This is a genomic window from Actinomycetota bacterium, assembly GCA_019347575.1.
Taxonomy (GTDB): domain Bacteria; phylum Actinomycetota; class Nitriliruptoria; order Nitriliruptorales; family Nitriliruptoraceae; genus JAHWKY01.
This window is the reverse complement of sequence record JAHWKY010000007.1, coordinates 23,323-48,904: the sequence shown is the minus strand read 5'-3', so window position 1 is coordinate 48,904 and position 25,582 is coordinate 23,323. Positions and strand designations below refer to the sequence as shown.

Here is a 25,582-nt window from a genome sequence, read left to right as displayed (position 1 = left end):
ACGGGCACTTCCATGACCGGCATCGACGCTCCTCCGCGCCTCCGGCTGACCCTCCTCACGCTGCTGGTCGGCGGTCTGCTCGTGGCGCTGTTCGCGCGTCTGTGGTTCCTCCAGGTGCTGGCGGGTGAGCGCTACGCGGACCTGGCCGAATCGAACCGGGTCCGCTTCGTGGTCCTCGAGGCCCCACGCGGCCGCATCCTCGCAGCGGATGGCTCGACCGAGCTGGTCAAGAACCGTCCGGCTCAGACGATCAGCGCTCACCCCAGCCAGCTCCTCGATGGGACCGGTGAACCCAAGGACGAGGAAGCGGAGGCCGTGCTCGGTCGGCTCGAGCAGCTGCTCGGGATGACCCGCGAGGAGATCGTGGACCGGCTCCTGTCGAGGAAGTTCTCGCCGTTCCGGGCCGTGCCGATCAAGGAGGACGTCCCCCCCGAGGTGATCTTCGCAGTCAACGAGCACCAGGAGCTGTTCCACGGTGTGGTCGCCGAGACCCTTCCGGTCCGCACCTACCCGCACGACACGCTGGGGGCGCATCTCGTCGGCTACCTCGGCGAGATCAGCGAGGAGGAGCTCGCCGACCCCGAGTTCGAGGCCTACCGGCCCGGGACGCTGGTCGGTCGCGCCGGGATCGAACGCACCTATGAACACGATCTGCAGGGCACCGAGGGCCTCAAGAAGCTCGAGGTCAACGCCCGAGGCACGGTGCTGCGGCTGTTCGACCAGCGCGAGCCGATCCGGGGCAACGACCTGGTGACGTCGCTCGACCTCGAGATCCAGGCCGAGGTCGAACGCATCCTCGAGGAGGGGATCGTCGCCAGCCGACAGATCCAGCGCACTGACGGACGTTTCCTGCCGTCGACCGCGGCTGCTGCCGTGGTCCTCGATCCCCGCGACGGCAGCATGGTGGCGATGACGTCGTGGCCCACGTACGACCCGGCGCAGTTCGTCGGTGGCGTGGGTAACGAGTACTGGGAGTGGCTGCAGGATCCTGCGAACGAGTACCCGCTCATCAACCGGGCGATCCAGTCGGCCTACCCGCCCGGGTCGACGTTCAAGATCGTCTCGGGTGCCGCCTACCTGGAGGCCGGCATCGTCGGGACGTCGACCCGCGTCAGCTGCCCCCCCGCCTGGCGCCTCGGCAACATCACGTTCCGGAACTGGAACCCCCGCCACGACGGGACGCTGGATCTGCCCGACGCGCTGATGCGGTCGTGCGATACCTACTTCTACGAGCTGGCCGCGCAGATGTGGGCCAGCGAGGAGCGTGCCGCCGACGAGGGCCAGCCGGTCGTCGAGACCCTGCCGGGGGTGGCGGCCACCTTCGGGCTGGGACGCTCGCTCGGTGTCGACCTCCCCGGAGAGCGGAGCGGCGTCATCCCCGGCAGGGAGTGGCGGCGGACCTACTGGGAGCAGAACAAGGACGTCTACTGCACCAAGGCCGAGGAGCTGCCCCAGGGCAGCTACGCCCAGCTGATCAACGCGGACCTCTGTCGCGATGGTGGGCGCTGGCGGGGCGGTGACGCGGTCAACAGCTCCATCGGTCAGGGCGATGTGCTGACCACGCCGCTCCAGATCGCCGCCGCGTACGCCGCGGTCGCCAACGGCGGAACGCTGTACCAGCCTCAGGTGGGCCAGCGGGTGCTGGGGCCCGATGGGGAGGTCGTGCGCGACATCGCCCCGGTCGCACTCGATCGGCTGCCGCTCGACGCCGAGGAGCTCGACGCCATCCAGCGCGGCCTCGAGAAGGTCGTGATGGGCCCTCGAGGGACCGCGGTGACGCCGTTCGCCGGCTTCCCGCTGGACGAGATCCCCGTGGCCGGCAAGACCGGGACCGCCGAACTCAAGCCCAAGGTGCCCTACGCGTGGTTCGCGTCGTACGCACCCGCCAACGACCCGCGCTACGTGGTCGTCGTGGCGGTCGAGCAGGGTGGCGGCGGGAGCCAGACCGCAGCACCGATCGCGCGTCGCATCCTCGAAGCGATCTTCGACCTCGAGCCGACGCCCTTCGTGGCCGGCCCGAAGACGGATTAGCGGTGGACGTCGGCGGCTACTTCGGACATGACCGTGCGGAGCGCATGGCGCGTCAGCGTGTCCAGGACAAGTGGATGGATGCGTACGCCCCGATGCGCCACATCGACCCCATCCTGATCGTCACCACACTGGTGCTCGCGCTCGTGGGCATCGCGATGATCTACAGCGCGACGGTCCAGCGTCTGGAGCTGCAGGAGCTGCCTCGGACGTTGTTCGCAAGCCGCCAGCTCGTCAACCTCGCGGTCGGAACCGTGGCGATGATCGTGGTGGCCGCAGTGGACCACCGCTACGTCCGGGCCTACAGCCCGGTCATCTACCTGGGTGTGCTGGTGCTGCTCGGTCTCGTCCTCACCCCTCTGGGAGTCGAGGCCAACGGGGCGCAGCGGTGGATCGTCATCGGTTCGTTCCAGCTCCAACCATCGGAGCTGGCCAAGATCGCGGTCATCATCACACTCGCTGCGGTGCTGCACGAGCGCAAGGGCGAACCCGGCTTCCTCACGCTCGTCTTCTCGCTCGTGCTCGTCGGTGTGCCGATGCTGCTGATCTTCCTCGAGCCCGACCTCGGCACCATGCTCGTGTTCGTCTGGCTGGTGTTCGTGCTGTTGCTGGTCGGAGGGATGCGGGCGACCTACATGCTCGGCCTCGGTGCGCTGGGCATCGCCGGCGTCGTCCTGGCGTTCAAGCTCGAGCTGCTCCAGAGCTACCAGCTGCAGCGCTTGACGGCCTTCCTCGACCCGTCGAACGAATCCCTCGCGCGCACGGCGCTGTACAACTCGAACCAGTCGCTGATCGCGATCGGCTCGGGACAGTTCGCCGGGAAGGGCTGGTTGCAGGGGACGCAGACGAACCTCAGCTACGTGCCCGAGAACCACACCGACTTCATCTTCACGGTGGTCGGCGAGGAGTTCGGCTTCCTCGGCGCGGCCCTCGTCCTCGGCCTGTTCGGCATCCTGATCTGGAGAGGGCTGAGGATCGCGGCCATGGCCAAGGATCTGTTCGGCACCTTGCTGGCTGCGGGCATCGTGGGGCTGATCGCGCTCCAGGTGTTCGTGAACGTCGGGATGACCGTCGGGATCATGCCGGTCACTGGGATCCCCCTCCCCTTCATCAGCTACGGGGGGACCTCGCTGCTGAGCAGCTTCATCGCCGTCGGCCTACTCCTCAACGTTCACATGCGTCGCTTCTAGACGAGCAGTTCCAGCCGCGAGCGAGCGCAGCGAGCGACGCGGCTTGAAGAACCCGCGGCCGGCGCGGGTTTCTGAGCGAAGCGGAAACCCGCGTCCGGCGCGGGTTCTTGGGAATCCCGCTCGCCATCGCCAGCGTCGGGACGCTTGGCGAGTCCCCCGTGAGGCGGGATCGTTGGCTGGTAGGCTGCAAGCTGTCTCCGCGCCCTCTCCCAGCAGTACAGGATCGACGGTGACGCCCCCCACGGCTCCAGCTACCCGCACGGTCACGTCCGACCGCGCCCGCGTGCGCCTCGGTCGCGGTGCTGTGCCACCACCCAGCTACTGGAGCCAGCTCGAACCGCTCCTGCCGTCGGTGCGCAAGCCGGCGCAGTACGTCGGTGGCGAGCACAACCAGGTGCGCAAGGACTGGTCGACGGTCGAGACGCGCTGGCTGCTCTGCTACCCCGACACCTACGAGGTCGGCCAGCCCAACCAGGGCATCCAGATCCTGTACGAGCTGCTCAACGAGCGGGCGACCAGCCTGGCCGAGCGGGCGTACGCCCCCTGGACGGACCTCGATGAGCTGATGCGTGAGCACGAGCTACCCATCTTCAGCCTCGAGCACCACCACCCCTTGTGGGCGTTCGACGTGTTCGGCGTGACCCTGCCCCACGAACTCGGCCACACCAACCTGCTGAACCTCCTCGACCTCGGCGGTGTCCCGATCCGTAGCGCGGACCGGATCGAGGACGATCCGATCGTGCTGGCGGGCGGTCACGCGGCGTTCAACCCCGAGCCGCTCGCCCCGTTCCTGGACGCGGTCGTCATGGGCGACGGCGAGGAGGTGACGCTCGAGATCGACGACGTCATCCGCGGATGGAAGCGTGACCGGGAACGGGACGTGGCCCTCGACGTGGGAGCTCGTGACCGTCGCCACGAGCTTCTGCGCCGGCTCGCTGCCGTCGAAGGCGTCTACGTCCCCGCGTTCTACGAGGCGCGCTACACCGACGACGGCCGCCTGAACGCGACCGTCGCGGTCGAGCCCGGCGTGCCCTTCCGGGTGCCCAAGCGGACGGTGCAGGACCTCGAGGAGTGGGCGTACCCGCGCAAGCAGATCGTTCCGATGACCGAGACGGTCCACGAGCGGTTCAGCGTCGAGATCTTCCGCGGCTGCACCCGGGGTTGCCGCTTCTGCCAGGCCGGCATGATCACCCGCCCCGTCCGCGAACGGCGGCCCGAGACCGTCAAGCGACTGGTCGACGAGGGCCTGGCCGACACCGGCTTCGAAGAGGTCGGCTTGCTGTCTCTGAGCTCGGCCGACCACTCCGGCATCGGCCGCATCGCGCGCGAGCTCGGCGACGAGTACGAAGGCACCGCGACCTCGCTCAGCCTGCCGTCGACACGCGTGGACGCGTTCAACGTCACGCTGGCCAACGAGCTCAGCCGAAGCGGCCGCCGCACCGGCCTCACGTTCGCGCCGGAGGCCGGGTCGGAGCGGATGCGTGCCGTCATCAACAAGATGGTCTCGGAGGAGGATCTGCTCCGGACCGCCGAGGTGGCCTTCAGCAATGGCTGGCGCCACATCAAGCTGTACTTCATGGTGGGTCTGCCGACCGAGCGCGACGAGGACGTGCTGGCCATCGCCGACCTCGGCATCAAGGCCTACGAGATCGCGCGCAGCTACGGCAAGCGCAACAAGGTGACGGTGTCGGTGGGCGGGTTCGTCCCGAAGCCGCACACGCCGTTCCAGTGGGCGTCACAGGACCCGACCCACGAGATCCAGCGGAAGATGGATCTCATCCTCGAGGCCATCAAGCCGTACTCGGGCCTGCGTCTGCGCACCAACGCGCCGGACGAGGGCCTGATCGAGGGTCTGCTCGCGCGGGGCGACCGCCGGGTCGCAGACGCCGTGGAGCGTGCGTGGCGCCTCGGTGCCACCTTCGACGGCTGGCACGAGACCGACACGCTGCCGCTGTGGCGTGCTGCCCTGGAGCAGACGGCCATCGATGTCGCCTGGTACTGCGAGCGCGAGCGGGGCGAGAACGAAGCCCTGCCGTGGGACCACCTCGACAGCGGCCTCGAGCGCGACTGGCTGTGGGACGACTGGCAGGACGCTCTCGCCGAGAAGGAGCTCGACGACTGTCGCTGGTCGCCGTGCTACGACTGCGGTGTGTGCCCCGGCCTCAGCATCCAACACGACACCGGCTACCAGCACCTGCCGCTGCTGCCGGCGGCCCCTGCCGACCTCGGGGGCGACGCGGATCTGCCGAAGGAGCCGGCACGCATCGCTGGTCACGACGGGGGGAGTCGCTGATGCAGCGCATCCGCATCCGCTACACGAAGGAGGACCGTGTCCGCTTCGTGTCCGCACGAGACCTCACCGCGATCTGGGAACGTGCGCTGCGACGCGCCGACCTCCCGATCGCCTACTCCGAAGGCTTCACCCCTCACGCCAAGGTGTCCTTCCCGGACGCCCTACCCGTGGGGTACGCATCCACCGGCGAGTACGCCGAGCTGACCTTCGCGGCGCCGATCGATCCCGGCCACGGGATGGCGTCGCTGTCGGCTGCTCTGCCCGACGGGATGGACATCCTGACCTACGCCGAGGTCCCGGACGGGGCGCCGAAACTGGCGCGCCTGCTGCCGGTGACCCTCTGGGAGCTGGTGTACGACGCGGCGGCAGGGGCCGTCGTGACGCAGCTCCAACGACTGGGCGAGGAGCTGCTCGCCGTCGAGGTGGCAGAGGTCATCCGCCACCGCCCCGACGGGGACCGGACGATCGACGTCCGACCGGCGCTGCTCACGCTCCACGCCTTCCCGCGGACCGCAACGGCCGCGGGCACCACCGCTGTACTCCGTGCGGTGCTCCGCAACGACGGACCCAACGTTCGACCTTCCGACCTCCACTCCGCGCTGCTCGCGCGGCTCGCTCAGGATCCCCACGCGGGACCTGGCGGGGACCTGCCAGAACCCCGGCTGTACCGCCGGGTGGTGCAGGGAGCCCCCCACGCTGAAGGCGTCGCTGATGCCCTCAGCCGCGAGGTCGAAGCGCTCGCTCCGGACCGTCTCGCGGGGGCCGCCTGACCGATCGAGCCGCCACGTGACAACCCGCAACGACACCGAGGAAGAGACCAGCAAGGCCGCAGAGGACGCGGGAGGCGAGCACACCTCCACCACGCGCGTTCGAACCCGCACCCGCAGCCGGAGCCGCAGCGAGGACGCTGCTCCCGACGCGGGCGGCGATGCCGCGTCCGACTCGGACGCGGCCGCGGAGGGATCCGACGACAGCCGCCGAGAGCGGTCGCGCGGCGGACGCAAGCGGAGCAAGGGCAAGAGCGGATCGTCCCGGTCCCGGTCGAAGTCGGACGCCGCCACGGACGACGGTGGCGATGGAGACGACCTCGAGAAGGCGATCTCCAGGGGCGGCACTCGCGTCGCCGCGAAGCGACGGGGAGATGGTGGCGGGAACCGTCGGTCGTCGGGGCGCAGCGGTGGCCGGCGCAAGGCCGAGCTGCCTGACGACGTCCGCCGGGCCGTCCTCGAGGGATCCCCCCGGTCCATGCTGGTCACCAACGCCGGCCAGCGCGTACAGATCGCGGTCCTCGAGGAGCGCACGCTGGTCGAGCACTACGTCACCCGAGCTGACGAGCGGAGCTACGTCGGCAACATCTACATGGCGCGGGTGCAGAACGTCCTCCCCGGGATGGAGGCGGCGTTCCTCGACATCGGCAAGGGCCGCAACGGGGTGCTGTACGCGGGCGAGGTCCTCTACGACGAGGCCGACCTCGAGGACGGATCCCCACGGATCGAGGAGGCTCTGAAATCGGGCCAGACGGTGCTGGTCCAGGTCACCAAGGACCCCATGGGCTCGAAGGGCGCCCGGCTCACCCAGCACCTCTCGCTCGCTGGTCGCTACATGGTGCTGGCGCCCAACTCGGAGCTGTTCGGCATCTCGCGCAAGCTGCCAGACGAGGAGCGCGATCGGCTTCGCAAGATCCTCAAGCAGCTCAAGCCCGAGGAACACGGGGTCATCGTGCGGACCGCTGCCGAGTCGGCGACCGACGAGCAGCTCGAACGCGATCTCGATCGGCTCCTGGCAAAGTGGGAAGCGATCAAGGGGGCCGCCGACGAGGCCAAGGCGCTCGACGCGGTCTACGAGGAACCGACCCTGGTCGTCCGCGTCATCCGCGACAACTTCGGACCGGAGTTCACCGAACTGGTCGTCGACGACGCCGAGCTGCACAAGGAGGTCGAGTCCTACCTCGAGGAGATCGACCCCGACCAACTCCCCAAGCTGAAGCTGTACGCGCCGGCGCCCGACGAGGGGGACGAGCCACAGAAACTGTTCGATGCCTACCACGTGACGGAGCAGATCAAGAAGGCGCTCGACCGCAAGGTGTGGTTGCCGTCCGGCGGCTACCTCATCATCGAGAAGACCGAAGCGATGACGATCATCGACGTCAACACGGGACGCTTCACGGGCAAGGACAACCTCGAGGAGACGGTGCTCAAGACCAACCTCGAAGCTGCTGAGGAGGCCGTCCGCCAGCTCCGCCTGCGTGATATCGGTGGGATCATCATCGTCGACTTCATCGACATGCTGCTCAAGGCGAACCAGGACCAGGTCGTGAACCGCCTCAAGCGAGAGCTGCTGCGCGACCGCACCAAGACGCGGGTGTCCGAGGTCAGCCGTCTCGGCCTGGTCCAGATGACGCGCAAGAACGTCAGCCAGGGACTGGTCGAGTCGTACAGCGAGAAGTGCGACCGCTGCAACGGCCACGGCTTCATCATCCGCGCCGACTTCTGATACGAGCGACGCCGCATCCGCGTCGTCGATCCGGGGATCCCATGGCGTCCGCCGCCGAGAGCGCGGTCTCGGCGGCTCGCGGCGCAAGGGGACCCGCAGCGTGCACGTTCCTTCGGCGACGCCGCATCCGCGTCGTCGATCCAGGCGCCGCTGCGTCCACGCGGCCGAGAGCGCGGTCTCGGCCGCTCGGTCGGTAGGGGAGCCGGACCACCCCAGTAGTCACTGGCGACCCGCGGGAGTCGTAGCATCCGGGTGTGGATGCCTGGGTGATCGTCGCGATCTCGGTCGGTGGGGCGGCCGTCATCGGGCTGGGCACCACGCTGGTCATCCGCCGCATCCTGCGCAAGCGACGTGAGGCACGGGAGGCTGCCCGGCGGAAGACGCCGACGCAGCGCGTGATCGCCGCCGGTCTCAAGGTCGGCGAGATCGCGCTGCGTGAGCTCGGTCCGTTGGTGGCGAGTTCGCTGCAGGGGCTCGTCTCGTGGGTCCAGTCGACGCGCCCCGACCTCAGCCCCGATCTGGCGGAGGACGGGACCATCACGCTCGTCTTCAGCGACATCGAGGACTCGACGGAACGCAACGTCGACCTCGGCGACGAGCGGTGGCTCGAGATCCTCCGGACGCACGACGACATCGTGCGACCGGCGGTCAAGGAGCACCAGGGCCACGTCGTGAAGTCCCAGGGCGACGGCTACATGCTGGCGTTCCGTTCGCCGCTCGACGCGGTGATGTGCGCGACGTACCTGTGCGACGAACTGGAGCGTGCCGTCGACCTCGACCAGCCGTTGCGGGTGCGCTACGGGGTCCACACCGGGTCGGCGCTGAGTGAGGATGGCGACTTCTTCGGGGCGAACGTGGCGTTCGCGGCGCGCGTGGCCGACGCGGCGGCCGGGGGCGAGGTGGTCGCGTCGGAGGACGTCCGTCACCGCTGCGCCGACGTCGACGGTGTCCGCTTCGAGCACCTACGCACGGTTCGGTTCAAGGGGCTACCCGGCAATCACGACCTGTACCGTGTGGCGCGACGGGACGCGAGGAGCACGACGTGACAACGACGGCACGAGGGACGCTGACCATCCCGGAGGCTCAGCCTGGCATCCCACCGACCTCTCACACGGACCTCGAGGATGCGGTCCAGGCGGTCAAGGCCGGGGCGAAGCGCTGGGTCGACACCGATGTCCGAGCTCGGATCGAACTGCTCGATCAGGCGCTCCGCGACACCGCAGCCGTCGCCGAGCGGTGGGTGCAGACCGCCTGCGAGTTCAAGCGCATCCCCTACGAGTCGCCGTTGGCCGGCGAGGAGTGGCTCGGCGGTCCCGTGCTGAGCCTGCGGACGCTGCGGCTGCTGCGTGAAAGCCTCCGGGACATCGAGCAGATCGGCCGCCCGCAGTACCCGGGTCCGGTCACGGTCCGCCCCGACGGTCAGGTCGCGGTCGGCGTCTTCCCGACCAGCACGCTCGAGAGGGCGCTGTACGCCGGCTTCACGGGCGAGATCTGGATGCAGCCCGACGTGACCGAGCGTGGGCTGCACGACACGATGGCGCTCTCCTACCGGGGAGCGACGTCGGATCCCAAGGTCGCGCTCGTGCTCGGGGCGGGCAACGTCACGGCGATCCCCGCGACCGACACCCTCTCGAAGCTGTTCGAGGAAGACGAGGCCGTGGTCCTGAAGATGAACCCCGTGAACGAGGCGATCGGTCCCGTCCTCGAGGACGCGTTCCGCGTGTTCGTCGACCACGGCGTGCTGAGGATCGTCTACGGCGGCGCGGCGGAGGGGGCGTACCTGACCGACCACGTCGACGTCGACTCGGTCCACATCACGGGATCGGACAAGACCCACGATGCGATCGTGTTCGGGCCGGGCGAGGACGGGGCGCGACGCAAGGCGCAGGGCGAGCCTCGGCTGAACAAGCCCATCACGTCCGAGCTCGGCAACGTCACGCCCGTCATCGTCGTCCCCGGCCCGTGGTCGGCCGCCGACCTGGAGTTCCAGGCGGAGAACCTCGCCACGATGCTGGCGCAGAACGGCGGCTTCAACTGCATCGCCGCAAGGGTGATCGTCACCCACGCCGCGTGGGCCAAGCGGCGCGATCTGCTGCACGCCGTGCGAGCCGTCCTCCAGCGGGTGCCGCAGCGCTACCCGTACTACCCGGGGGCGGTCGACCGCTTCCGAGCGTTCATCGATGAGCATCCCGAGGCGGAGCGGTTCGGCGTCGAAGGCGACGACGCGGTCCCGTTCACGCTCATCCCCGGTCTGGACCGGTCGAACGCCGACGACATCGCCTTCACCACGGAGGCGTTCTGTGGCGTGTTCGGGGAGGTCCCCCTCGACGCTCCCCGATCCATCCCCGACTACCTCGACCAGGCGGTGGAGTTCGCCAACGACCGGCTGTGGGGGACGCTGTCCGCCTCGATCATCGTGCACCCGCGATCGCTCAAGGACCCGGCGGTCGCAGCCGCGGTCGACCGGGCGATCGCCAACCTGCGCTACGGCTCGGTCGTGGTCAACCACTGGTCGGCCCTCGCCTACGGGGCCATCTCGACGAGCTGGGGCGCCTATCCCGGACACGAGCTGACCGACATCCAGTCGGGGCGCGGGACCGTGCACAACACCTACCTGTTCGATCGCCCGCAGAAGTCGGTCGTGCGTGGACCCTTCCGGGTGGCACCGCGCCCCGCCTGGTTCGTGACCAACCGGGTCGCCGACCAGCTCGGGCGTCGCGCGGCCGACTTCGAGGCCGATCCGAGCCCTGCGAAGTTGCCCGGGATGGTGGTCACGGCGCTCCGCGGCTGACGCACGAGGGGTCCGATTGACCGTCTCGGGGGGTCTGGGTACCCTCCGATGACCGGTGCCCCTGGGCACCGTTCTTCACGTCAGAACCGACTCGCCACCACCGACCGTCGCGTCGTCGCGACGCCCCAAGGAGGCCACCGTGTACGCGGTCATCGCGACGGGCGGCAAGCAGTACCGCGTCAAGCCGGGCGAGTCGCTGGACGTCGAACGGCTCGACGGGGCGGTCGGTGACGAGGTCGAGCTGCCAGTCGTGATGGTCGTGGACGACGGCGGCGAGGTGACCGCGGGACCCGATGCTCGCGGGAGAACGGTGACGGCGACCATCACCGGTCACGGCAAGGGCGACAAGATCCGCGTCTTCAACTACAAGAACAAGTCCCGCCAGCACAAGCGCCGCGGGCACCGTCAGCACCTGACCACGATTCGCATCGAGTCCATCTGACGGCGCCACGACCGGCGCACCGGGAGGTCCGACATGGCACACAAGAAGGGCGGCGGCTCCTCGCAGAACGGCCGCGACTCCAACGCCAAGCGCCTGGGCGTGAAGAAGTACGGCGGTGAGTACGTCCGTGCGGGCAACATCATCGTGCGCCAGCGCGGCACCAAGATCCACCCCGGCCGCAACGTCGGCCGTGGCGGCGACGACACGCTGTTCGCGCTCGTCGACGGTCACGTCAGCTTCCGGGCGCAGGGCGATCGCAAGTTCGCCGAGGTCGCCCAGCTCGAACCGTCTGAGGTCGACGAGCTCGAGCCCGCCGAGTAACCCCATCCGCACACAGCTACCGAGGGCGGCTCCGGCCGCCCTCGTCGCGTACGGTGGCTGACGTGGCCGGACCCAGTCGGGAGGCCCACCCTGGACCGCATCGAGTTCGTCGACGAGTGCACCGTCCACCTCAAGGGTGGCGACGGTGGCGACGGTGTGGTCGCGTTCCGTCGCGAAGCGCACGTGCCCCGTGGTGGGCCGAACGGGGGAGACGGGGGTCGGGGCGGCGACGTCGTGCTGGTCGCCGACACCAACACCACCAGCCTGTTGGACCTGCACCGTCATCCTCACCGTCGGGCCCAGAACGGCGGGCACGGTGAGGGCAACAACCGCACGGGCGCGGACGGCGACGATCTGATCATCCCCGTTCCGGTGGGGACCGTGGTACGCGACCACGGGACCGGCGTCGTCCTCGAGGACCTCGAGACCCCCGGGCACCGCTTCGTGGCGGCTCGAGGCGGGAGGGGAGGCCGCGGCAACGCCGCGTTCGCCAACCGCTTCCGTCGAGCGCCCCGCTTCGCCGAGCGGGGCGAACGAGTCGAGGAGCACCTGTTCCGGCTCGAGCTCAAGCTCATCGCCGACGTCGGGCTCGTCGGGTACCCCTCGGCCGGCAAGTCGTCGCTGATCGCCCACCTCTCGGCGGCCAAGCCGCGCATCGCCGCCTACCCGTTCACCACGCTCACGCCGAACCTGGGGGTGATGCGTGCGGGCGACACCGATGTCGTGCTCGCCGACGTTCCCGGACTCGTGCCCGGCGCGAGCGAAGGCAAGGGCCTGGGACACCGCTTCCTGCGCCACATCGAACGCACCTCCGTGCTCGTGCACGTCCTCGACGCTGCCGCGTTCGAACCCGAACGCAACCCGGTCGACGACCTCGAGGTGATCCGCCACGAGCTCGTCCGCCACGATGCCTCGCTCGGTGAGCGCCCCGCCCTGGTCGTGCTCAACAAGATCGATCTGCCCGACGGGCGCGCCATGGCCGAACTCGTGCGCCTCGACCTCGAAGCGGCCGGCCACGAGGTCCTCGAGGTCTCGGCCGTGACCGGCGAGGGACTCGACGCACTGCGCTACCGGCTCGGTGAGCTGGTCTCGACGCAGCGAGAGCGGACCGCGGCCGAGCCCGAGGCCGAGGAGCTCGTCATCCGGCTCCAGCCACGAGCGGAAGGCTTCACGATCGAGCGTGACGACGCCGCTCGCTACGTCGTCCGGGGGCGCCAGGTCGAGCGATGGGTGCAGATGCTCCCTATCGAGATCCCCGACGCTGCCCGGTACCTGCAGGGTCGGCTCAAGCGTGCGGGGGTCGAGCGCGCGCTCGTCGATGCCGGTGCGCGTCAGGGCGACGACGTCGTGATCGGTGACGCCGTGTTCGAGTTCACGCCCGAACTCGAGGACCTGCCTGCCGAGGAGCGCGAAGCGGTGCTCGCGGGTGCGGCTGACACCGACGACGACCTCGTCACCGGGCCCGAGGACGACGACCTCGAAGAGCGTGCGACGTGAGCCGCTTCCCCACGCCCGCTCTCGCGGTCGTCAAGGTCGGCTCCTCCAGCCTCCGGGGTGAGGATGGCCGGCTCGACCGCGAGCAGGTCCGATCCATCTCCGAACAGGTCGTCATGGCGCGCGGTAGGGGGACGCGCGTGGTGCTGGTCAGCTCCGGTGCGGTCGCTGCCGGCATGGGGCTGCTGGGACTCGACCGCCGCCCCGACGACCTGCCGACCCTCCAGGCCGCCGCCGCGGTCGGACAGGGCGAGCTCATCCACGAGTACCAGCGGCACCTCGCGGGGCACGGCGTGGCCGCGGCGCAGATCCTGCTGAGCCAGGACGACTTCGTCCGACGACAGCGCTACCTCAACGCACGCACGACACTGCGGCGGCTCCTCGAGCTGCGGACCATCCCGATCATCAACGAGAACGACGCGATCGCGACCGAGGAGCTGAGCTACGGGGACAACGACCACCTCGCCGCGCTGGTCACCTCGATGCTCGACGCGCAGCTGCTGCTGATGCTCTCCGACGTGCCCGGTCTCTTCGACAGGGACCCCCGCCAGAACGACGAGGCGCAGCTCGTCCACGAGGTCCCGGACGTCGGCTCGCTCGATCCGCTGTCGGTCGGAGGCACGGGCTCGCACCTCGGCAGCGGCGGGATGCGGACCAAGGTCGAGTCGGCGCGCGTCGCGGCGTTCTCCGGTGCGCACGCGGTCGTCGCGGCGGCGCGCGAGCCCGAGGTGGTACCCCGGGCGCTGCAGGGCGAGTCCGTCGGGACCTGGTTCCACGCCCAGCCGCGCCGCGGCGATGCACGCAAGCTGTGGATCGGTTTCGCGCTCAACCTCCATGGACGGATCCACGTGGATGCGGGCGCGGCGCGCGCTCTGACCGAGCGCAACACCTCGCTGCTCGCGGTCGGCGTCACCGGCGTGGACGGCAGCTTCTCCGCCGGAGACGCGGTCGAGGTCGTCGACCCCGAGGGCCACGCCGTCGCCCGGGGCCTGGTCAACTACGACGTCGGCGACGTCGCGAAGCTCGCGGGACGCTCGACATCAGCCGCGGTCGACGAGTTCGGTCCCGGCTTCGCGCGTGAGGTCATCCACCGCGACGACCTCGTCCTCGTCGGAGGCGCGCGCGACTAGTCTCCGCCCGCGGGTCGACAAGGGGTGGTGCGTGGGGGTCGTGATCGGGGCGGGCGTGGTCGTCCTGCTCCTCATCTGGGTCATCGTCACCTACAACGCGCTGGTCCGACGTCGCAACAAGGTCGAGGAGGCGTGGTCGGGCATCGACGTGCAGCTGCAACGCCGAGCCGACCTCGTCCCCAACCTCGTCGACACCGTCCAGGCCTACAAGGTCCACGAGGAGGAGGTCCTCACCCGGGTCGCCGAGGCACGGTCGCAGCTGGTGAGCGCCGAGGGACCGCGGGCCAACGGGGTCGCCGACGACATCCTCGAGGCGTCGCTGAGGTCGCTGTTCGCGGTCGTCGAGGCGTACCCCGAACTGAAGGCGAGCGAGAACTTCCTGGCACTGCAACGGGAGCTGTCGGACCTCGAGGAGGAGATTTCGTTCGCGCGCCGCTACTACAACGCGCTCGTTGAGAAGCTCAACAGCGCCATCCAGGTCTTCCCGACCGTCCTCATCGCTCGCCCCATGGGGTTCTCCGAGGCGGAGTACTTCAAAGCGGAGGCCGCGGACCGTGCGGTGCCCGACGTCTCTCTCGGAGGTGCGGCGTGAGGCGCGTGGCAGCGGTCCTCGCGGTGACGGCTGGGGTACTGGCTCTCGCGATGCCGGCGAGCGCGCAGTCCGGCTGGTTCATCGAGCGCTTCGACGTCGCGTTGACCGTCAACGGTGACGGCTCGCTGTCCGTCCACGAGCACATCGAGGTCGACTACAACGGCGAGCAGCGACGCGGGATCTTCCGCAACATCCCGGTGCGGTACGAGGTGGCGGGCCCGCTCTCCGAACGCGTCCCCGAGGGTGACTCGCCGGACGACTACTGGCGGATCCTCGAGATCGACGACATCGCGGTGTCGTCCCCGACGGCACCCGACGCCATCGACGTCACCCGGCCCCCACGCGTCGACAACACCACCCGCGATGTCGTGATCCGCATCGGCGACGAGGACACCTACATCACGGGTCGGCACAGCTACGACATCCGGTACCAGGTGCGGGGCGCCTTCAACCCGATCGGTGACACCGACGAGCTGTACTGGAACGCGACCGGCGAGTGGCCCACGACCATCGGCGAGGTCACGGTCGTCGCGACGGGCGCCGAAGCCACGGAGGTGGCGTGCTTCGCGGGACCGACGCTGTCTGAGGAGACCTGCGCCGACGCGGGCATCGCTGGTGGGGAGGGCCGGTTCGCGCACGGCACGCTGTTCCCCTACTCGCAGCTGTCGGTGGTCCTGGCCTACCCAAGTGGTGCCGTCGGGGACGCCGCCCCCATCCTCCAGCGGCAGTGGACCCTGTCGTACGCGTTCCTCGGATCGCCGTGGTCCGTTCCTGGCGCAGCGCTGGTGCTCCTCGCTGGCCTCCTGCTCGTGGGTCTGCTGGCCTACCGCAACGGCCGCGACCGAGTGGCCCGTGGCGGTGTCAGCGCCGACGGGACCCGCGAGGAGGAGGCGCGGTCGCTGTTCGGCGGCAAGGACATCCCGGTCCTCTTCCGTCCGCCTCAGGAGCTGCGCCCGGGCCAGCTCGGCGTCCTGATCGACGAACGGGTCGATCCGGTCGACATCAGCGCCACCATCGTGGATCTCGCCGTGCGCGGCCACCTCACCATCGAGGAGAAGAAGACCAGGAAGCTGTTCCGATCCAACACCGACTGGATCCTCCGCGAGACCGACCCTGCGGAGGGCGCACGGGCACTGCTGCCGTACGAGGAGCGCTTGTACGAGGCACTGTTCGAGGACGGCGACGAGGTGAAGCTCAGTGAGCTGCGGGGCGAGTTCTCCACCGAGTACACCAAGGTCAAGAAGGACATGTACGCCGACGCGGTCAAGCGACGCTGGTTCCCCGCGAACCCCGAGAAGGTGCGGGGCGTGTGGTTGGGCATCGGGATCGGGGCGCTGGTCGTGAGCATCGGGTTGATGGTCGTGCTCGCGGTCTTCACCACGGTCGCCCTGATCGGGGTCGGTCTGGTCGTCGCGTCCCTGGTGCTGCTGATGGCCAACCGGGTCATGCCGCGCAGGACGGGCAAGGGCAGCAAGCTGCTCACCGAGACGCTCGGCTTCCGCGAGTTCATCCGCACCGCCGAGACGGGGCGGATGGAGTTCGCCGAGGCGGAGAAGATGTTCGTCGAGTACCTGCCCTACGCGGTGGTGTTCGGGGCGGTGGACCGCTGGGCGGAGACCTTCGCGGCGATCGGCGTGACCGCGGCGGCCGCCGCAGGAGGCTGGTACCTCGGCACGCATCGCAGCTTCGACAGCTTGTCGCGCGGCCTGTCGGACCTGTCCTCCAGCCTGGGATCGAGCCTGTCGTACACGCCATCGAGCAGTGGCAGCTCGGGCTTCAGCGGCGGGGGCGGCTTCTCCGGTGGTGGTGTCGGCGGTGGCGGGGGCGGCGCCTGGTAGGTGGTGGGCTGACTTGTCTTGACTGGCCGCCCCGCACGCCTCCCCTGTACCTTCGGGCTCTTCCCGAGCCGGAGGTGGCGCATGCGCACCGTGCGCGAGACCTGCACCGCTGCGAGGTCGGCGAGTCGCGTGCTCGCGACCGTCTCGACCGAGCGCAAGGACGCGCTTCTGCTTGGCATCGCCGACGCGCTCGAAGACCGCAGCCACGAGATCCAGAGCGTCAACCAGCGCGACGTCGACGCCGCGCGCGAGGCCGGCACCCACGAGGGGCTGGTCGACCGCTTGACCCTGACCGACGACCGCATCCGAGGGATCGCCGCTGCGCTCCGCCAGGTCGCGGGCTTGAAGGATCCCGTGGGCCAGGTCGTCGAGGGGTGGACGCTCCCGAACGGCCTCGAGGTCCGCAAGGTCCGCGTGCCGCTCGGCGTGGTCGCGATGGTGTACGAGGCCCGTCCCAACGTCACGGTCGATGCGGCGGGCCTGGCGCTCAAGTCCGGCAACGCGTGCGTGCTTCGAGGGTCGTCGTCGGCGTTCCAGACGAACCAGATCCTCGTCGAGGTCATCCAGGACCGTCTCGCGGCACACGATCTGCCGCGCGACGCGGTCGCGCTGGTCGAGGACCCGTCGCACGACAGCGTGCAGGAGCTCATGGAGGCGCGGGGCCTGGTGGATCTGCTCATCCCGCGGGGCGGTGCCGGGCTGATCTCACGGGTCGTGGAAGGTGCGAAGGTCCCGGTCATCGAGACCGGCGTCGGCGTGTGCCACGTGTACGTCGACCGCTCTGCCGATCTCGCCAAGGCGATGGACATCACCGTGAACGCCAAGGTCCAACGCCCATCGGTGTGCAACGCCGCCGAGACCCTGCTGATCCACCGCGACGTCGCGCCCGAGTTCCTCCCCAAGATCGCCGAGACGCTCCGAGGCCACGGAGTGCAGCTCTTCGGCGATCCCGCCGCCCGCGACCTCGTCGAGATGGACGAGGCGACCGACGAGCTGTTCACGGAGGAGTTCTACGACCTGCGCCTGACCGTCGGCGTGGTCGACGATCTCGACGGGGCGCTCGCGCACATCGACCGGTTCGGGACGCTGCACACCGAGGCCATCGTCACCGAGGACCGCGCGGCCGCACGTCGGTTCCAGGCCGAGGTCGACGCTGCGGCGGTGATGGTCAACGCCTCCACCCGGTTCACGGACGGCGAGCAGTTCGGGTTCGGTGCCGAGATCGGCATCTCCACCCAGAAGATGCACGCCCGCGGCCCGATGGCCCTCCCCGAGCTGACGACGATCAAGTACCTCGTCGACGGCGACGGCCAGACCCGGACCTGATCACCGTGACCCGACTCCTCGCGCCGCTCCTCGCGGCGGCGCTGCTCCTCGGCGCGTGCACGTCCGACGATGTCGACGACCCCATCGAGGTGCCCAGCGTCGCGGTCTTCGACCGACGCATCCCGACCATCGACCGGATCCAGCCGCGCCTCGACCTCGACCGTGGCTGGTCCGTCGAGGCCGTCGATCCACTCGTGGGTGTGGTGTTCGAGCACGAGCTGGGGTCGCTGCCGGAGGGGACCCTGACCTACGCGGAGTCGTCCACGTTCGACGAGGCCACGGCTAACGCCTACCTCGACAGCGCGATCGAGCGGCTGAGCCAGGGTCGTGATCGGTTCGAGCTGCTGATCAGGGAGGACGACCCGTACGAGATCGGCGGGGCGCGCACCATGCGCTTCCGCGCGAAGGCGATCGCGGACGGCATACCGCTCGAGGTCAGCGTCCTGATCATCGTGGGCGTCGAGGCGTCGCTGATCGCCCAGGTCGTGCACGAGCCGAGCCAGTTCGAGATCGAGAAGCCGCGCGTCGACGCCCTCTTCCAGGCCATCGTCGACGCCGTCCGCGACGCCCCGACGACGGTCGCCTGAGACGCCAGCCCGCGCGGTTGGCAGACACCGCCTCCACGCGCGGCGGACGATAGCTCGCTTCCGCGGAAGCTCGTTCGATAGTGTTCTCATGACGACGTCGATATCTGTTACGCGCGTGACCTGACCAACCTGGCTCGCATGGCGGCTGCTCTCGAGGAACTCGGAGCGGCCCTGCGGGGCGCCCCGGAAGGGCTCCCGTTCCTGCTCGACGAACAGACGCTGCGCAACGAAGACCGCTTCACCTTCGACACCAGGCTCGGCCCGCTCGACATCCTGGGAGACCCCGACGGGTCCGATGGATACGACGCTCTGCGTGCGAACGCTGACCGGTTCGAGATCGCGGGAGTCGAGGTCTGGACCTGCTCCTTGGACGATCTCATCGCGATGAAGCGGGCCTCGGGGCGGGTGAAGGACCGCATCCACGTCGAGGAGTTCGCGGCGCTGCGCGAGGAGCGCGAGGCGCTCGAGGCCCGGGGCATCGACCCGGACGCCCCGCCGCCCGCCTGACCTTGGTCCGGGTGCACCCCGGGGCGTACCGTTCGGGTCCTGCTTCCTCCAGGAGCCCCACGTGTCGATCGAGTTCACCGGCGTCGACGACGTCAGCAAGCGCCTGTCGGCGGTCGGCTACCTGCCCGACCAGGCCATCGAGACCGTCGTCTACCTCGCCGAGCGGCTGCGCAAGCCCATCCTGGTCGAGGGGCCCGCGGGCGTGGGCAAGACCGAACTCGCCAAGGCCATCGCGCGCGCGCGCGACGCCGAGCTGATCCGCCTGCAGTGCTACGAGGGCCTCGACGAGGCCAAGGCCCTGTACGAGTGGAACTACAAGAAGCAACTCCTGCGGATCCAGGCCGACCAGGATCAGGGCTGGGAGGCGGTCCACGACGACCTGTTCGGCGAGGAGTACCTGCTCGAACGCCCGCTACTGCGGGCGCTGCGTCACGAGGGTGACGCCGTGCTCCTCATCGACGAGGTCGACAAGGTCGACTTCGAGTTCGAGGCGTTGCTGCTCGAGATCCTGTCCGACTTCCAGGTCACGATCCCCGAGCTCGGCACCGTCAGGGGGACGCGCCACCCGTTCGTTGTCCTGACCTCCAACAACACCCGCGAGCTCTCGGAAGCGTTGAAGCGTCGCGCTCTGTACCTCTACCTCGACTACCCCGACGTGGAGCGCGAGAAGGAGATCGTGCTGACGCACGTCCCCGACGCGCCCGAGGCCCTGGCCGACCAGCTCGTCCGGATCGTGCGCAGCCTGCGTCAGCTCGAGCTGAAGAAGCCACCCAGCATCAGCGAGACGTTGGACTGGGCACGGACGCTGCTGGAGCTCGGCTTCGACTCCATCGACGAGGAGGTCGCCCGGTCCACCCTGAACGTGCTGCTGAAGTACCAGCAGGACGTCCAGAAGGCTTCCGGCCACCTCAAGCTGCCACCGCGTCCCGAGATGAACTGAGCGTCACACGGACGCCGCGGCGTGGTGGTAGTCGAACACGCCATCCCAGATCTCATCGAGACGCCGCTTGGCCTCGTCGAGCGGGACGGCGGCGAGCCGTCCACCGGATCGGCGCTCGACCAACGACAGCCGCTCGAGCTTCGCGACGCCGTCGTCGACCTCGAAGTCGAGGCTGGCGTCCCAGACCTCGGCGAACCAGCGCTCGATCCGAGCGTCGAGCTCGTCGAGCGACAGCGGGTGCTCGGCGTGGCGCAGGAAGTGGTAGGCGAGCACGGCCTCCTTGACCTCCTCCTCCTCGGCTGCGTCGAGCAGGTGGTGGAAGACACCGGCGTCGTTGTCGAGGTTGCGGAAGTACAGGTTCTCGGAGAGCGCCTTCATGAACTCGATCTTGCGGTTCTTGAACTTGTTGAACTGACGCAGGACGTATCCGGCGACGGCACCCAGACCCGCGCCGAGCGTGACCAGCGCCGCCTGGTCGAGCTCCACGGGCTCGTCGCGGAAGCCGAGCCAGAAGCCCAGGAGCAACAGCAGCAGACCCAGCGAGGCGAGCAGCTTCGTGGCCACGATAGCGATCCCCGACACCACCGCAGGTAGACCGATCAGCAGCTTGTCGATGCGGCGCATGCGGACCTCGGTGTTGGGGAAGAGCATCTCGAGGTCCGCCTTGGGCACGTCCTGGAACAGCTTGATGATGGTCGATCCCGGCTCGAAGGCGAGGTCCTCGCGTTCGTCCTGCTCGAAGTGACCTGCCTCCTTGAACTGCACGTAGACCAGGACCTTCTGGTAGCTCACGAACCGCACGGTTCGCTCACGCAGCCCCAACCACGTCCGCACGGTCTCTTCGCGCGCCTTCTCCCCGCGGCGGTAGAACAGCAACTCGTCGAAGTCGTCGAAGTCGACCTCGAGCCGCAGTTTCATCAGCGACTCCTCGCGTAGGGCACGACCGACCTCGGCCCTGGAGATCGGCTCGAAGTTGGCATCGTCGAGCAGCGAGGTCATCTCGTCGACGAGACGCCGTTGTGCCGCCCGTCGTTCGTCGGGGCTGAGCTCGATGATCGTGCGTGTGTCAGCGTCCGGGTTGAACGGCTGGTACGCGCCCTTCAGGGCCTCGAGCCGGCTGTGGAACTCGAAGTGCAGCAGGCTCGCGAGCACGGCGGCGAAGTCCTCGAAGGACCCTCGCTCCTCGTTGTCCACGGCGCGGGCACACATGGTCACGACGTCGGCCTTCCGGAACGGGATGAACCGGCCGGGCACCACGTCGGTCATGCCGCTCCTCGTCGCGTCGTGAGGCGGCTGGCCACCTGACCGTACCGGCCGGGGCGTGCCTGCAGGGGCGCGTCAGTCGGCCAGTGGTGCCGTCTGCAGCTCGAAGTCGATGCCGGTGGCTTGCTCCGCCAGGGTCAGGTGCAGCTCCAGGTCGGTCGCCTCGATGTAGCCCGCGAGCTCGCCGGGTGCGAGGCGCACGAGGATGCCGACGGCGTTGCCTTGCTCGTCGATGACGGAGCTGCCGGAGTCGCCGAACGACGCGCCGCCGGTGAAGTTCATCACCGATCCGCCGCCCGAGTAGTGGTCCACCCGACCGGTCCGACCCGGCACGGTCTCGCCGAACGCGAGGCCGTTGCCGAAGTGGTGCACGAGCGTGCCGGCGGGACGCTGGGTCGCGCTCGCGACCGGGCCACCGAAGTGGCACACGGCCGGGTCGACGTCGTCCTCGCGGTCGTCATCGATGCGGATCAGGCCGAAGTCGAGGCCGCCGATGGCGATCGCGAAGATGCTCTCGCCAACGCGTTTCCCGTCGCTGTCGACGGTCTCGATGCCCTCCCCCTCGGTCCAGACGGTGGCATCGGTGGCCTCGTCGAAGATGCAGTGACCGGCGGTCCCGATGAACAGGCCCTCGTCGATCAACTCATCGAGTTCCTCATCGTAGCGGGTGCCGTGGAAGACGAAGTTGAACGTGCAGCCGCCCGGAGCGCGGTGGAAGGCTCCCGGGCGGATGCCGGGGCACTCGACGAGGACGCCGACCGGGGGAGGCGGGTCCTCCGGGCCGAGCTCGAGGTCGACGCAATCCGGTACCGCCGTCGTGGTGGTCGATGAGCCGGGCGGGGCTGCGCCCAGCGTCAGCGCCAGGGCGAGGCTCGTGATCAGGATCGCGCGTACACGCATGATCTTCCCTGTCAGTCGGCTAGCAGGAGGACGCGGACGCGCACGGGCATCTCCGGAGAGGCTTCAGGGGTCTGCTTCGACGTGGGTACGTGGCTTCCCTGCTCCGCGTCGTACCCTCTTGGCCGTGACCGACATCAGCGCCCCGCCCGACCCCGCCGCGACGCCGGGGTTCATGCAACGCCTACTGGACTTCGAGGACGCGCTTCGTCGCGCTGGCGTGCAGGTCGCCCTATCCGAGGGCGTCGAGTCGGTCCGGGCCCTGCGCCACCTCGATCTGCTGGACCGCGAGCAGCTGCGCGAGGCGCTCGCGTCGCTGTGCATCAAGAACCACGTCCACCGGCGCGCGTTCGACGACCTGTTCGAGGTCTACTTCCCCGCGGGTCCGGCCGCGCCGGATGACACCCCGATGGTCACCGATCAGCCTCCTGGCGACGACGAACTCGATCCCGACGAGTTCATCCGTCAGCTCATCGAGCAGCTCATGGAGGGCGACGCCGCGTCGATCCGACAGATGGCACGGCTCGCGGTCGAGATGTTCGGCCGCGTCGAGGGCCGTGACGGTGGTGTCAGCTTCTTCCAGTACCGCGTGTTCCGTGCCGTCGACATCCAGCAGCTGCTCCGTGACCTGCTCCAGCGCGTCACCGAGGACGAGGAGGGCCTGACGCCGCTCCAGGAGCGGCTCTGGCGCGACGAGTTCGAGGCTCGTCTGCGACGGTTCCAGCAGGAGGTCGAGGGTGAGATCCGGCGGCGCGCCGCTGCCCAGCGGGGCGCGGACCAGGTCGCGGAGCGCCTCATCCGCCCGCCGCTCGAGGAGGTCGACTTCTTCCGTCTCAACGCGGAGGAGCAGGCACAGCTGCGGGCCCAGATCCGGCCGCTCGCCCGCAAGCTCGCGACCCGTGTTGCGGTCAAGCGACGCCTCGGCAAGGACGGTCGTCTCGACGTGCGCCGCACCGTGCGCCAGTCGCTGTCCACCGGAGGGGTGCCGTTCGATCCCGCGTTCAAGCCGCGGCGCCCGCACAAGCCCGAGCTGTTCCTGCTGTGCGACGTCTCCGGTTCGGTCGCCTCGTTCGCCCGGTTCACCCTGATGCTCGTGCACACGCTCCAGGGCCAGTTCAGCAAGGTGCGATCCTTCGCCTTCGTCGACACCCTCGACGAGGTGACGCGGCTGTTCGAGGACGGCGACTTCAGCGCCGCGATGAGGCGGATGATGCACGAGGCCGAGCTGGTGTGGCTCGACGGGCACAGCGACTACGGCCACAGCCTCGAGCGCTTCCACGCCGAGTACGCGCGCGACATCACGCCCCGCTCGACCGTCATCATCCTCGGTGACGCGCGCAACAACTACCGCAAGGCCAACGACTGGGTGGTCCAGGACCTGCAGCACAAGGCGCGACGGGTGTTCTGGCTGAACCCCGAGCCGATCCAGTTCTGGGACACCGGCGACTCGATCGCGTCGAGCTACGCGCGCTACGTCGACGACATGGTCGAGGTCCGCAACCTCAAGCAGCTCGCCGCGTTCGTCGAGCGCATCGCCTAGGCGGGATGGGTGTATGGATGACACGGCATCCCGCGCCAACGACACATCCATCGGGGCGCGGGTGGGGCTGCTCGGGGGGACGTTCGATCCGCCCCACCTCGGTCACCTCGTCGTGGCGGAGGAGGCTCGGATCGCGCTGGGCCTCGACGAGGTGCGGTTCGTCGTCGCCGGGGCGCCGTGGATGAAGCGGGAGACGTCGTCTCCCGAGCACCGGGTCGCGATGACCGTGCTCGCCGTCCGCGACCGGGGCGGTCTGACGGTCGACAGCCGTGAGGTCGAGCGAGAGGGGGAGACCTACACGATGGACACCCTCGAGGAGCTCCACGAGGAGGAACCGGACGCCGAGTGGATCTTCCTGGTGGGGGCGGATGCGGCGGCGAAGCTCGACCAGTGGCACCGTGTCGACGAGGTCCTCGAGGCTGCCTCGGTCGTCGTCGTCTCCCGACCTGGGTCAGCGGCGGCGTTGCCAGAGACGATCGAGGAGCGCGTGACGCGGCTCGACGTCACCCCGATCGGCATCACCTCCACCGAGCTGCGCCGACGCTTCGGGACCGGCGGAGCGACGCGGTTCCTGGTCCCTGACGAGGTCGCCGCGTACGTTCACGCGCACGGCCTGTACGGAGCGGTATGAGCCTGGACACCCGGCCACGCCCCAGCGCCCCGCCACGGCGACGGCGCTCGGGGCGGCGTTCCCGCGCACGTCAGCGTCGGCGGCGCCGCACGCTGCTGCGGCTCACCCTCGGTGGCACCGGGCTCGTAGCGGGCGTGGTGGGGCTGATCGTCATCGCGACCATCGTCGTCAGCGACACCGGCGACCCCTCGGAAGGCGGCACGATCGCGGCTCGCCCGGTCACCGACCGGCAGCCCACGCTGGTCATCGCTACGATCGACGAGGCCGCCCCGCGCGCGGACGCCTCGATGATCCTGGTCCTCGCACGCGACGTCGAGACCGACGCGGCGACCGCCGTACTCGTTCCAGCGACCACGGTCGGGGACATCCCCGGACACGGCATCCTGCAGGTGGGTCGCGCCCACGCGTTCGGAGGCGCGTCGCTTCTGGACGCGACTCTGGACAACCTCCTGGGCGTCGACCTCGACCACGTCGCCGCGGTGAGTCAGCAGGGCTGGGCCTCGTTCTTCACCAGAGTGGGAGGGCTCACGATCGACGTGCCCGAGCGACTCACCGAACGGGCAGCCGATGGCAGTGGCCGGGTGCGGTTCCAGCCGGGAGAGCAGTTCCTCGACGGTCCGCGGCTCGCGGAGTACATCACCTTCACCCAGGAGGGGGAGGCGGAACTGACCCGGCTCCCGCGACTGCAGCAGGTGCTCGTCGCGGCCTTCGAGAAGCTGGCGGCCGAGCCGGACCTGGTCGAGGCCGTCTTCGCCGACGGCGCCCCGATGTTCGATACCGCGATGCCCGCCGACGAGTTCCGGTCCCTCCTCGTCGGGGTCGCCGAGGCCGCGACAGCCGACGACCTGGTCGTGCGGACGCTGCCCGTGACCCCCATCGGCTCATCCGAGGACGACAGCTACCGGGTCGACGCTGATCGCGTCGCGCGGCTGGTCGCGGAGCGGTTCGTCGGATCCGTGCCGACGGTCGGGGCGTCCGAGGGTCGCAGCCTGCAGGTTCTGAACGGCAACGGCCTGCCGGGCATCGGGGCGGTGGTGGCCGAACGGCTCATCCCCGCGGGGTTCCGGGTGGTGCTCACGGGCAACGCCGACACGTTCGACCACGACACGACGCGCATCATCGTCTTCGACGACGATCCGGGACAGCTGTCCGTGGCACGCGAGATACAGACGCTCCTCGGCGTCGGCCAGATCGAGATCAGCCGGACCCCCCAATCCGTCGTCGACATCACCATCGTCGTCGGGGCCGACTTCACGGCGGACGAGGGCTGATCCTGCGA

The 25,582-nt window shown here is 69.3% G+C and carries 22 protein-coding genes; 20 read left to right on the top strand and 2 right to left on the bottom strand.

Annotated elements, in window-relative coordinates:
• Positions 1 to 12 precede the first annotated feature (12 nt).
• The 17 genes from mrdA to KY469_06080 all read left to right on the top strand — a co-directional run bounded on the left by mrdA (position 13) and on the right by KY469_06080 (position 19,972).
• Positions 13 to 2,031 (top strand): penicillin-binding protein 2, encoded by a 2,019-nt coding sequence (gene mrdA / locus KY469_06160; GenBank protein MBW3662666.1) that lies wholly within the window; start codon positions 13 to 15, stop codon positions 2,029 to 2,031.
• A 2-nt stretch (positions 2,032 to 2,033) separates the two neighbouring features.
• Positions 2,034 to 3,218 (top strand): rod shape-determining protein RodA, encoded by a 1,185-nt coding sequence (gene rodA / locus KY469_06155; GenBank protein MBW3662665.1) that lies wholly within the window; start codon positions 2,034 to 2,036, stop codon positions 3,216 to 3,218.
• A gap of 304 nt (positions 3,219 to 3,522) precedes the next feature.
• On the top strand, positions 3,523 to 5,511 hold the full coding sequence (locus KY469_06150) for a TIGR03960 family B12-binding radical SAM protein (protein MBW3662664.1): 1,989 nt from the start codon (positions 3,523 to 3,525) through the stop codon (positions 5,509 to 5,511).
• Positions 5,511 to 6,281, top strand: a complete 771-nt coding sequence (locus KY469_06145) for a TIGR03936 family radical SAM-associated protein (GenBank protein MBW3662663.1) — start codon at positions 5,511 to 5,513, stop codon at positions 6,279 to 6,281. Before KY469_06150 ends, KY469_06145 begins: the two co-directional genes overlap by 1 nt.
• Before the next feature lie 16 nt (positions 6,282 to 6,297).
• Positions 6,298 to 8,004, top strand: a complete 1,707-nt coding sequence (locus KY469_06140; protein MBW3662662.1) for an Rne/Rng family ribonuclease — start codon at positions 6,298 to 6,300, stop codon at positions 8,002 to 8,004.
• A 266-nt stretch (positions 8,005 to 8,270) separates the two neighbouring features.
• Positions 8,271 to 9,050, top strand: coding sequence for an adenylate/guanylate cyclase domain-containing protein (locus tag KY469_06135; GenBank protein MBW3662661.1), 780 nt, complete (start codon positions 8,271 to 8,273; stop codon positions 9,048 to 9,050).
• Positions 9,047 to 10,795 carry an aldehyde dehydrogenase family protein gene (locus KY469_06130; GenBank protein ID MBW3662660.1) on the top strand — a complete coding sequence of 583 codons (1,749 nt, stop codon included), beginning with the start codon at positions 9,047 to 9,049 and terminating at the stop codon, positions 10,793 to 10,795. The genes KY469_06135 and KY469_06130 overlap by 4 nt, the downstream gene beginning before the upstream one ends.
• A 139-nt stretch (positions 10,796 to 10,934) precedes the next feature.
• Positions 10,935 to 11,237, top strand: coding sequence for a 50S ribosomal protein L21 (gene rplU / locus KY469_06125; protein MBW3662659.1), 303 nt, complete (start codon positions 10,935 to 10,937; stop codon positions 11,235 to 11,237).
• Positions 11,238 to 11,270: 33 nt separating this feature from the next.
• Entirely contained in the window at positions 11,271 to 11,558 is a 288-nt protein-coding gene (gene rpmA / locus KY469_06120; protein ID MBW3662658.1) for a 50S ribosomal protein L27, read from the top strand.
• A 57-nt stretch (positions 11,559 to 11,615) separates the two neighbouring features.
• Positions 11,616 to 13,055: a GTPase ObgE gene (obgE, locus tag KY469_06115; protein ID MBW3662657.1), complete on the top strand. Its 1,440-nt coding sequence runs from the start codon at positions 11,616 to 11,618 to the stop codon at positions 13,053 to 13,055.
• Positions 13,052 to 14,182 (top strand): glutamate 5-kinase, encoded by a 1,131-nt coding sequence (gene proB, locus KY469_06110; GenBank protein ID MBW3662656.1) that lies wholly within the window; start codon positions 13,052 to 13,054, stop codon positions 14,180 to 14,182. Before obgE ends, proB begins: the two co-directional genes overlap by 4 nt.
• 31 nt (positions 14,183 to 14,213) lie before the next feature.
• Positions 14,214 to 14,774 (top strand): LemA family protein, encoded by a 561-nt coding sequence (locus KY469_06105; protein MBW3662655.1) that lies wholly within the window; start codon positions 14,214 to 14,216, stop codon positions 14,772 to 14,774.
• Entirely contained in the window at positions 14,771 to 16,612 is a 1,842-nt protein-coding gene (locus KY469_06100) for a DUF2207 domain-containing protein (protein MBW3662654.1), read from the top strand. The genes KY469_06105 and KY469_06100 overlap by 4 nt, the downstream gene beginning before the upstream one ends.
• An 81-nt stretch (positions 16,613 to 16,693) precedes the next feature.
• Entirely contained in the window at positions 16,694 to 17,938 is a 1,245-nt protein-coding gene (locus tag KY469_06095; protein ID MBW3662653.1) for a glutamate-5-semialdehyde dehydrogenase, read from the top strand.
• A 5-nt stretch (positions 17,939 to 17,943) separates the two neighbouring features.
• Positions 17,944 to 18,525: a hypothetical protein gene (locus KY469_06090; GenBank protein MBW3662652.1), complete on the top strand. Its 582-nt coding sequence runs from the start codon at positions 17,944 to 17,946 to the stop codon at positions 18,523 to 18,525.
• Positions 18,526 to 18,663: 138 nt separating this feature from the next.
• The gene (locus KY469_06085) at positions 18,664 to 19,032 is read left to right on the top strand and encodes a hypothetical protein (protein ID MBW3662651.1); all 369 of its coding nucleotides are present in this window, start codon (positions 18,664 to 18,666) and stop codon (positions 19,030 to 19,032) included.
• A 61-nt stretch (positions 19,033 to 19,093) separates the two neighbouring features.
• Complete coding sequence (locus KY469_06080; protein ID MBW3662650.1) at positions 19,094 to 19,972, top strand: MoxR family ATPase; 879 nt, start codon at positions 19,094 to 19,096, stop codon at positions 19,970 to 19,972.
• Between the two features lie 3 nt (positions 19,973 to 19,975).
• On the opposite strand, the gene KY469_06075 is transcribed toward KY469_06080, so the two are convergent.
• Positions 19,976 to 21,229 (bottom strand): DUF3754 domain-containing protein, encoded by a 1,254-nt coding sequence (locus KY469_06075; GenBank protein ID MBW3662649.1) that lies wholly within the window; start codon positions 21,227 to 21,229, stop codon positions 19,976 to 19,978.
• A gap of 81 nt (positions 21,230 to 21,310) precedes the next feature.
• Positions 21,311 to 22,135, bottom strand: coding sequence for a trypsin-like peptidase domain-containing protein (locus KY469_06070; GenBank protein ID MBW3662648.1), 825 nt, complete (start codon positions 22,133 to 22,135; stop codon positions 21,311 to 21,313).
• A gap of 124 nt (positions 22,136 to 22,259) precedes the next feature.
• Between KY469_06070 and KY469_06065 the strand changes: the two genes are divergently transcribed.
• The 3 genes from KY469_06065 to KY469_06055 are packed head-to-tail and all read left to right on the top strand — an operon-like array spanning position 22,260 to position 25,574.
• The gene (locus KY469_06065) at positions 22,260 to 23,672 is read left to right on the top strand and encodes a VWA domain-containing protein (protein MBW3662647.1); all 1,413 of its coding nucleotides are present in this window, start codon (positions 22,260 to 22,262) and stop codon (positions 23,670 to 23,672) included.
• Positions 23,673 to 23,685: 13 nt separating this feature from the next.
• On the top strand, positions 23,686 to 24,303 hold the full coding sequence (nadD, locus tag KY469_06060) for a nicotinate-nucleotide adenylyltransferase (GenBank protein ID MBW3662646.1): 618 nt from the start codon (positions 23,686 to 23,688) through the stop codon (positions 24,301 to 24,303).
• Positions 24,300 to 25,574 carry an LCP family protein gene (locus KY469_06055; GenBank protein ID MBW3662645.1) on the top strand — a complete coding sequence of 425 codons (1,275 nt, stop codon included), beginning with the start codon at positions 24,300 to 24,302 and terminating at the stop codon, positions 25,572 to 25,574. The genes nadD and KY469_06055 overlap by 4 nt, the downstream gene beginning before the upstream one ends.
• The last annotated feature ends 8 nt before the right edge of the window (positions 25,575 to 25,582 follow it).